Origin of the sequence: Brachyspira pulli (assembly GCF_036997785.1) — a bacterium.
Lineage (GTDB): Bacteria > Spirochaetota > Brachyspiria > Brachyspirales > Brachyspiraceae > Brachyspira > Brachyspira pulli.
Window position 1 is genome coordinate 1 of the sequence record NZ_JAWLQI010000093.1, and the last position, 8,326, is coordinate 8,326.

Here is an 8,326-nt window from a genome sequence, read left to right on the forward strand (position 1 = left end):
TCTGTTTGAAAATTGACAAAATATATTTGTTTAGGTATATACTAATTAAAATACATATTATAAATTTTTATAAAAAAAATCATAAAAAAATTATACTTTATATATTATCTCTTTATATTATTACTAATGAAGTTAATCAAAAATACTCGGCATCAAATATTATAGCCGAAGTTAAAAAAATTAAATAAGGAAGTTCAATATGAACAAAAAATTTTTTTCTATTTTAGTAATTATAATAACTTTATCATTAATCAGTATAAGCTGCAGCAAAACTCCTACAGAGCCAACAACAGATCAATCAACAACTACTCCAGATGAGCCGACAATACCAGAGGAACCTACAGACCCTAACAAACTTGATTTATACGTATCCGGAGCAGGTGAAAAAAATGATCCTATAGATATTCAGATTAGAGTTTACGGCGATTATAAACTAATGCACAGTCATACCAGTATAAATTCTATTGGGCTTGCTGGAAAACATAAAGATTTAGACGGACTAATATTTAAAGTTACAAAAATTGAAGATGATGAAAATAAAAACATAATATTTCATGAAGGTCTTTTAGTAGATGGTATTTTTTACTATTTTGAGCCTGTATTTTATTATGGAGTTAATATGCTAGGTTCAAAATTAACTATAGAAGTATCTAAAGAAGGCTACAACCCTACAGTTTTAACAGTATATGTACTATCTGATATAAGGTATTTTTAAAAAATCGAACGCTTATAATGCATAAATTATAGCCTGTATTTATATTAATTAAATACAGGCTTTTTATTATTTTTTCATAATAATATTAATTATAAAATTCAAATAAATCTAATTTATTTATTATTATATTTTCTATGAAGATAAAGCAAATTACTCAAAAGCATAGCAACTGTAACACTTCCTACCCCATTAGGTACTGGAGTAATTGCCGATGCCAGCTTTGAAGCTTCTTCAAAATTAACATCGCCTTTTAATGAACCGTCTTCAAGTACATTTATACCTATATCAATAACAACTGCATTCTCTTTTATATAATCGCCTGTGATAAATTCAGCCTTTCCTATAGATACGCATAATATATCAGCATTCTTACAAATCTCTTTTAAATTCTTTGTTTTTGAATGTGCTATTGTAACTGTCGCAGATCTTTGTAAAAGAAGATGTGCTAAAGGCTTACCTACTATTTCACTTCTTCCTATTACAACTGCATTTGCTCCTTCTATTTGAACTCCTGATTTTTCTATTAAAGCAATAGCACTTTTAGCAGTACATGGAGCTAAATCACTTTCACCCATAAATATTCTTCCCAAATTAATATGAGATATAGCATCAACATCTTTCTCTACAGATATAGTTTCATATACTCTCTTTTTGCTTATATGTTTTGGTAAAGGTATTTGTATCATTATACCGCTTATTTCTTTTTCTTTGTTTAAATACTCTATTAAAGTAATAAAATCATCTTCTGTTGTATTTGCAGAAAGATTATGAAGTTCCCCAATCATTCCAACACTTTCAGCTTGTTTTTTTGCTCTTGTAAAATAAACTTCTGTAGATTTATCATCATCAAAATATAAAAAGTCTATTCTTGGTTTTTTGTACAACATTTCTACTTCTGATTTTATCTTTTCTTTTATCTCTTTAGATAATTCTCTGCCGTCTAATACCATATAAGCTCCTTAATTAAAATTTTATCTAATAATATAGTGTTAGCAAATAAAATACAAGTATAGATTTTTTAATGTTTATATTGTATATTTAATAAATGCTAAAAAAATTATTTTTTATATTTATACTATTTTACAGCATATCTTTTGCTCAAAAAAAGATTATTATTTTTGAAACTGTAAACACAAATAATTACGCCTTTTATGCAGTTAATGATTTGGTTACTAAAAATCTATTTTTATATTCTGATTTTGATATAGTGCCTTCTAGGTTTATTAAAGAAAATAATTATGACACTATAAAATCAAAAATTAAAGAACTCACTATCAATAATAAATCGGATATTTCTGTAACTTATAATTTATTTAAATATAAAAACGGCATAGTTCTAAATTATGTAATATTTGATACAAGCAAGCAAAATAAATGGTTTGAAAAAAATATATATTCAAAAGAAGAAAAATTATTCAATGCAATAAATCAAATGATTGAAGATATATATAATTATTCATCTATTAACAATAAAAAAGTAAATATAGAAGAAGATGAATATACTTCTTTAATAGGATATTATTCACAAAGAATAGTTAATTCAAAGTATGATAAAGATTTATATAGTATGTTCTTTAATTTTTATAAAGATAATATCTATTTCAATATGGACTACTTAGAATACCTAATGATGAATGATGATAAAACAATGTTTAATGATATAGGTATAATGGTTACTAATATGAATAAAGTTTTGGATAAAAATAATCATTATTATTTATCAGCTTTAGGAGATTGGTATTATAGCAAGTATAAAGTAAATGTTATACTAAGCGATATAGAATTAAGTGTTGAAAATTATTTAAAGGCAATAGAAGCAAAAAAGAATAATTATATATATTATGAAAAATTAGCAAATGCCTATATATTAAAGAATGATTATAACAATGCATCTAAATATTATAAAATGGCTATAGAAATATGCGATGAAGATACTGACTTAATAAAAGATGCTGTATATTTACTGAAAAATGATATGAATAATAACGGCAATATTGTAATAGAATATTTGAAAAGAGTTATAGAAATAAATAAAAATGATGATGAAGTTTTAGAACAATTAGCAAAGATATACGAAAATTTGGGCGACAGTTATAATGCTCAAATATATTATACTAAACTTCTTGAAGTTATTAATTACAATCTTTATATAATCAATAATGAAAAACCTAATCCAGTTTTATATGATAAATATATAAAGAAAAGAAATGAAGTTACAAAAAAACTTACTGCTTTTAAATAATTTTTTCGATTACTATAAGAAATAATTTTTTATATATATAAAAAAATAAATATTTATTGTATAATGCTGTATCAAAAAATTATTAAAAAACGAGGATAAAAAATGAAGATTATTAACAACATCATAACCCAAACAAATGATGTAATGTATGGCTACTTACTGTTATCTGTGTTTTTTGTAGTTGCTATATTCTTTACTATCAGATTAAAGGGAATACAAATTTCGCATTCTATACATGCCCTAAAACTTTTATTTTCAAAACATGAAAAAGGAGACGGAGTTTCAGGATTTGTAAGTTTCTGTATTAGTACAGCATCAAGAGTTGGTACAGGAAACATTACAGGTGTTATGGCTGCAGTATCATCAGGCGGTCCCGGTGCTTTATTTTGGATGTGGCTCATGGCACTTTTAGGCGGAAGTTTAGCTTTTACAGAAAGTACATTAGCACAGCTTTATAAAGAAAAAGATTCAGCTGGAAAATTTATAGGAGGAGCTTCTTTCTATATTAAAAGCAAACTTCAAAAACCAATACTAGCTGCCATATTTGCTATATGTATGATATTTACTTATACTACTTTTAATGGAGTACAAGCAAACACAATATCAAATGCTTTATCAAAATATGATGTACCAGTTAACATTACAGCTATAATATTAACAGCAATTACAGGAATAATTTTATTTAGTAAAAAAAGAGATACTATTACACATGCTTGTGTATTTATAGTACCTGTTATGGCAATACCATATATATTAATAGGACTTTATATATTCTTAACTAATTTATCTTCAGTGCCTTCAGTATTTCAAAGCATATTTGTACAAGCTTTCAAACCAACTGCATTCTTTGGCGGTGCAATAGGTATTACTATTTCTAAAGGTTTACAAAGAGGATTATTCTCAAATGAGGCTGGTATGGGAGGTGCTCCTCATGCTGCAGCTGCTGCTCATTCATCTCACCCTTGTAAACAGGGACTTATACAAATGTTCTCAGTATTTACTGATACTTTGCTTATATGTTCTATTTCAGGATTCATACTTTTATTATCTCCAGAAGCTATGAAAGCTGTAAAAGATATGGAAGGAATTAAATTATTCCAGTATGCTATGGAATCTCATTTAGGAAGTTTCGGTTCTTACTTTATTACTGTATGTATATTGTTATTATCTTATAGCTCTATACTTGGTAACTTCTTCTATATAAAAACTGGTGCTTTTGCTTTAAAAGACAATATGGTTTCATATATAATAGTGGGACTTATGACTATAGTAATGGTATTTGCAGGATCATTGGCAGAGTTCAAAACTATATGGGGTGCTGGTGATATGTTTATGGGTGTTATGGCATTGCTTAACATTGTTATTTTAGTATTGCTTAATAAACCTGTATACTTACTTACAAAACATTATGTATCAGAATTAAAAAATCATAAAGAACCAAAATTCAATAAAAACTCTATACCTGAATTATCTAATGATAATGCTATAACTCAATGGAATTCAAATGATTAATTAATAAAAATCATTATAATAAAAAAGGGCTTTCATTATAAAAATGAAGCCCTTCTTTTTTAATTTGTTCAACTTAAATATTATATTTTTGACAGAAATTAACCGCTGCTTCCATATTAAGACTGGCAAGTTTTTTAATACCCTCTTTTATTATAGCTTTTATATTATTATTGCTTGCCGAAGTATAAGCTTTCTCAAAATCATCTTCTGATTCTTTTATTAATTTATTATATTCTTCATTGCTGATTTTATCTTTTTGAATATATGCCATTTTAGATTTTGATATAGCTCTATTACAATAACTTTCAGAATAATTTGGATTAAGCTCTATAGCTTTATCATAATATTCTATAGCCTCATCATATATTCCTAAATGGTTTATTGAAACAGCTTTATTGTAATATGCATCTGGGAAATTTGGTTCTAATTCTATAACCTTGTCAAAATCTTTTATAGCATCTTTATATTCTTCAATGGCATTATTTACAATACCTCTATTATAATAGGCCTTAGCATATTTAGGATTTATTTTTATTATTTCAGCAAAATCATCAAGAGAACCTTTATAATTTTTTACATTAAATTTAGCATTTGCTCTATTAAAATAAGCCTCTATAAAATCTCTATTTAAATGTATTGCATTAGTGTAATCATCTATAGCTTCATTATAATAACCTAATTTTTCTTTAACATTTCCTCTATTATTATAGGCATCAGCAAAATGTGAATTATATTCTATAGCTTTATCATAATCTTTTATTGCAGCTTTATATTCTCCTAAAGCACTTTTTGACAATGCCCTATTATAATAAGCATCTGAAAAATGAGGATAAATTTCTACAGCCTTATCATAATCTGCAATAGAACCTCTATAATCTTTTAAACTTGCCTTTGTATTGCCTCTTACATAATAAGATTCCTCAAGATTATAATTAAGTTCTATAGCCTTGTCAAAATCTTTTATAGAATCTTCAGAATTTCCTAAACTTCTATTGATAAGACCTCTATTATAGTATGCAGCTGCAAATTCATCATTAAGTTTTATTGCCCAAGAATAATCTTCTACTGCACTTTTATATAAATTTTTATCATCTAAATTAACTTTGGCATTAGCCCTGTTATAATAAGTTTCTGGTGAATTAGGATCAAGTTTTATAGCTTCAGAAAAATAATTTATAGCCTCTTTATAGTTCTTATTATTAAAGGCAACATAGCCGTTTTTTAAGAACATTTCAGCATTTTTATCCCCCATATAAAGGACTCCTAAAAATTATAAAAATATGCTATATTAATATCGTATTTTTTCTATTAATTATTTATTTGATATTTACTATATTTTTACTATTAAAGATAATAAATAGTACTTGAAAGATTATTATAAATAAAATATACTATCAAACGATATTTTATTTAAGTGAATAAATGTATGAATAATATAGATAATTTACATCCAATAGTAAAAGAGTTACTAAATTTAAGAGGTATAACTTCAAACGAAGACATATTTGATTTTTTCTTCCAAGATATATATTCATTATCCAACCCATTTAACATAAAAGATGTTAATGTTTTTGTTGATAGATTAAAAGAAGCTATAGATAATGATGAAAAAATACTTGTATATGGAGATAAAGATGCTGACGGAATTACTGCAGCTTCTATAATATACAATACATTAAAAATTGTTACTAAAAATATTGAAGCATTCGTACCTAATCATACAACTGGATATGGACTTTCTAAAACTGTTATAGAGGAATACGCCAATTCAGGAGTTAGCCTTATCATTACAGTTGACTGCGGTATATCAAATGTTGAGGAAGTTGAATTTGCTAGAGATTTGAATATTGATATTATAGTAACAGATCACCATGATATACCGGAAATACTTCCTAATGCTTATGCTATTTTCAATCCTAAAATTTCAAATACAGGATTCGTTTCAAAAAATTTCTCAGGCTGTGCTGTGGCTTTTAAACTTATGCAGGCATTTGTATTTTCATATACTAAACTATACAACAAAGATGTTATTGTACTTGACTATGAACTTGATAAATCAAAAACTACTTTAAAAAAAATAAGAGCATTAAAAGCTACAAATTTTGTACCAAGCGATGAAGTATTTGGGTTTGAACTTGCAGGAAATAATAGTTATAAGTCTATGTATATAGATTACTACGATGAACTTATGACTGAAGATGAGGTACTGGAAGAACTTGCAAGTTATATGTTTGAGGGAGACGGTACTGTATTGGTGCTTACTGGCGGGGAAGAAAGATTAAAAAGGCTGATTGCTTTATATGAAAAATATGAAATATATTTACCTGAATATGAAAGCGTATATGACCTTCTTCAATTAGGGGCTAATTATGGAAATGTTAATATAAAGACAACAAAAACTTTAAATGATTTCGCTTTGGCTCTTAATGTTAATATTTACAGATATGAAAGTATAGAATATAAAGATTTAATTATAAAATTAGAAATATTTAGAAGAATGTTTTATATAAGTCAAAAACAGCTTCAAAACTATATAAAGAAGAAATCCATACTTGTATTATTTGGAAGCGTTGCTGATGTAGTGCCTCTTATAGAAGAAAACAGGGCTTATGTTAAATGTGCTTTAAAGGAATTAGAAAAGCCTAGTCATATTAGATACAATACTATGCTTGAAAAAATAAATTTATTAAATACTAAAGTAGACACACAGGCTATAAGCTGGAAGATAGCACCTTTTATTAATGCTGCTGGAAGAATGGGAAGCCCAGAAACTGCATTAAAACTTCTTACTTGTGAAATAAAAGAAGAGGCTATTTCTTTATCCGAAGAAATTTACAATATGAATGAAACTAGAAAGTCTTTGACAGAATCTAATTTTAGTATAGTTAATGAATATATAAAGACAAACAGCTGTTTAAAACTCCCTATAATAATAGTAAAAAGCAAAAAGATAGAACAAGGTTTAACTGGTCTTATAGCGGGAAAGGTTTTAAGTGAATATGGAAAAACTGCTGTAATAATGCATGAAACTGATGATGGTGTTTGTATTGGAAGTATAAGAAGCCGAGGCGATGATAATGCTAGGGATATGCTTGAAGCTGCCAGTACTTATTTAAGCAGATTCGGTGGTCACAAGAATGCAGCCGGATTTACTTTGAATACTGATGATTTTGATAAGTTCAGCAGTAAAATAATCAAATATGCTGCATCTCAGAATTTCCAAACAGAAAAAGAAGTTGATGTATTTGATATGGAATTAAGCTTTAGAGATATAGGGCTTAAATTAGCTAAAGATTTAGAATTATTTGAACCTTATGGAAACGGCAATGAGGAGCCTTTATTTATATCAAAGAATGTAAAAGTAGATGATATAAAGAAAATGCCAAAAAACAATAAGATTCATTTAAGATTGGAACTATCACAATCGGACAAAAAAGCAAGTGCCATTATATGGAACAGCAGTGAAGATGAAATAAGAAAACTTTTGAATGCCAATTATATAGATATAATTTATAAATTAAAAGTTAATCGTTTTGCCAACACTGAAGACGCTAGAATATATATAGAAAGCTATAAAGTATATTAACGCCGGTAAACCAAATTCCTAAGTTAATAAAATTATAATTATAAATACGCTGATATTTATCATTCAATTCTAACGGCGGTAATGAAGCAACAAATTTAAACAAATCTTGGGTGGGTGTTAACATTTCTTTTTAAGCAATAAAGAAGTAAAAGATAGAAATTTCAAAGTAATTTAACAAGCCTAAAGGGCGGGGATTGGAATAAAGCTAAAAATATATTTTGACATTTATAAACTATTTTATTATAATAATATTATGTGCAGAGATATTAAT

Annotated in this window: 6 protein-coding genes; 4 read left to right on the top strand and 2 right to left on the bottom strand. The window is 26.7% G+C overall.

The window, feature by feature from the left end:
• Positions 1-199 precede the first annotated feature (199 nt).
• Positions 200-715: a hypothetical protein gene (locus tag R4K56_RS13980; RefSeq protein WP_335773054.1), complete on the top strand. Its 516-nt coding sequence runs from the start codon at positions 200-202 to the stop codon at positions 713-715.
• Positions 716-828: 113 nt separating this feature from the next.
• Here R4K56_RS13980 and R4K56_RS13985 read toward each other — a convergent pair whose 3' ends face one another.
• Complete coding sequence (locus R4K56_RS13985; RefSeq protein ID WP_335773055.1) at positions 829-1,665, bottom strand: bifunctional 5,10-methylenetetrahydrofolate dehydrogenase/5,10-methenyltetrahydrofolate cyclohydrolase; 837 nt, start codon at positions 1,663-1,665, stop codon at positions 829-831.
• Between the two features lie 95 nt (positions 1,666-1,760).
• On the opposite strand from R4K56_RS13985, the gene R4K56_RS13990 reads away from it, so the two are divergent.
• Both R4K56_RS13990 and R4K56_RS13995 read left to right on the top strand, forming a co-directional pair.
• A complete protein-coding gene (locus R4K56_RS13990) occupies positions 1,761-2,957 on the top strand; it encodes a tetratricopeptide repeat protein (protein WP_335773056.1) in 1,197 nt (398 codons plus the stop codon).
• A gap of 102 nt (positions 2,958-3,059) precedes the next feature.
• Positions 3,060-4,469 (top strand): alanine/glycine:cation symporter family protein, encoded by a 1,410-nt coding sequence (locus R4K56_RS13995; RefSeq protein ID WP_335773057.1) that lies wholly within the window; start codon positions 3,060-3,062, stop codon positions 4,467-4,469.
• Between the two features lie 73 nt (positions 4,470-4,542).
• On the opposite strand, the gene R4K56_RS14000 is transcribed toward R4K56_RS13995, so the two are convergent.
• On the bottom strand, positions 4,543-5,721 hold the full coding sequence (locus R4K56_RS14000; protein WP_335760549.1) for a tetratricopeptide repeat protein: 1,179 nt from the start codon (positions 5,719-5,721) through the stop codon (positions 4,543-4,545).
• Between the two features lie 174 nt (positions 5,722-5,895).
• Here R4K56_RS14000 and recJ point away from each other — a divergent pair, with 174 nt between their 5' ends.
• Complete coding sequence (gene recJ / locus R4K56_RS14005; protein ID WP_335773058.1) at positions 5,896-8,055, top strand: single-stranded-DNA-specific exonuclease RecJ; 2,160 nt, start codon at positions 5,896-5,898, stop codon at positions 8,053-8,055.
• Positions 8,056-8,326: the final 271 nt, after the last annotated feature.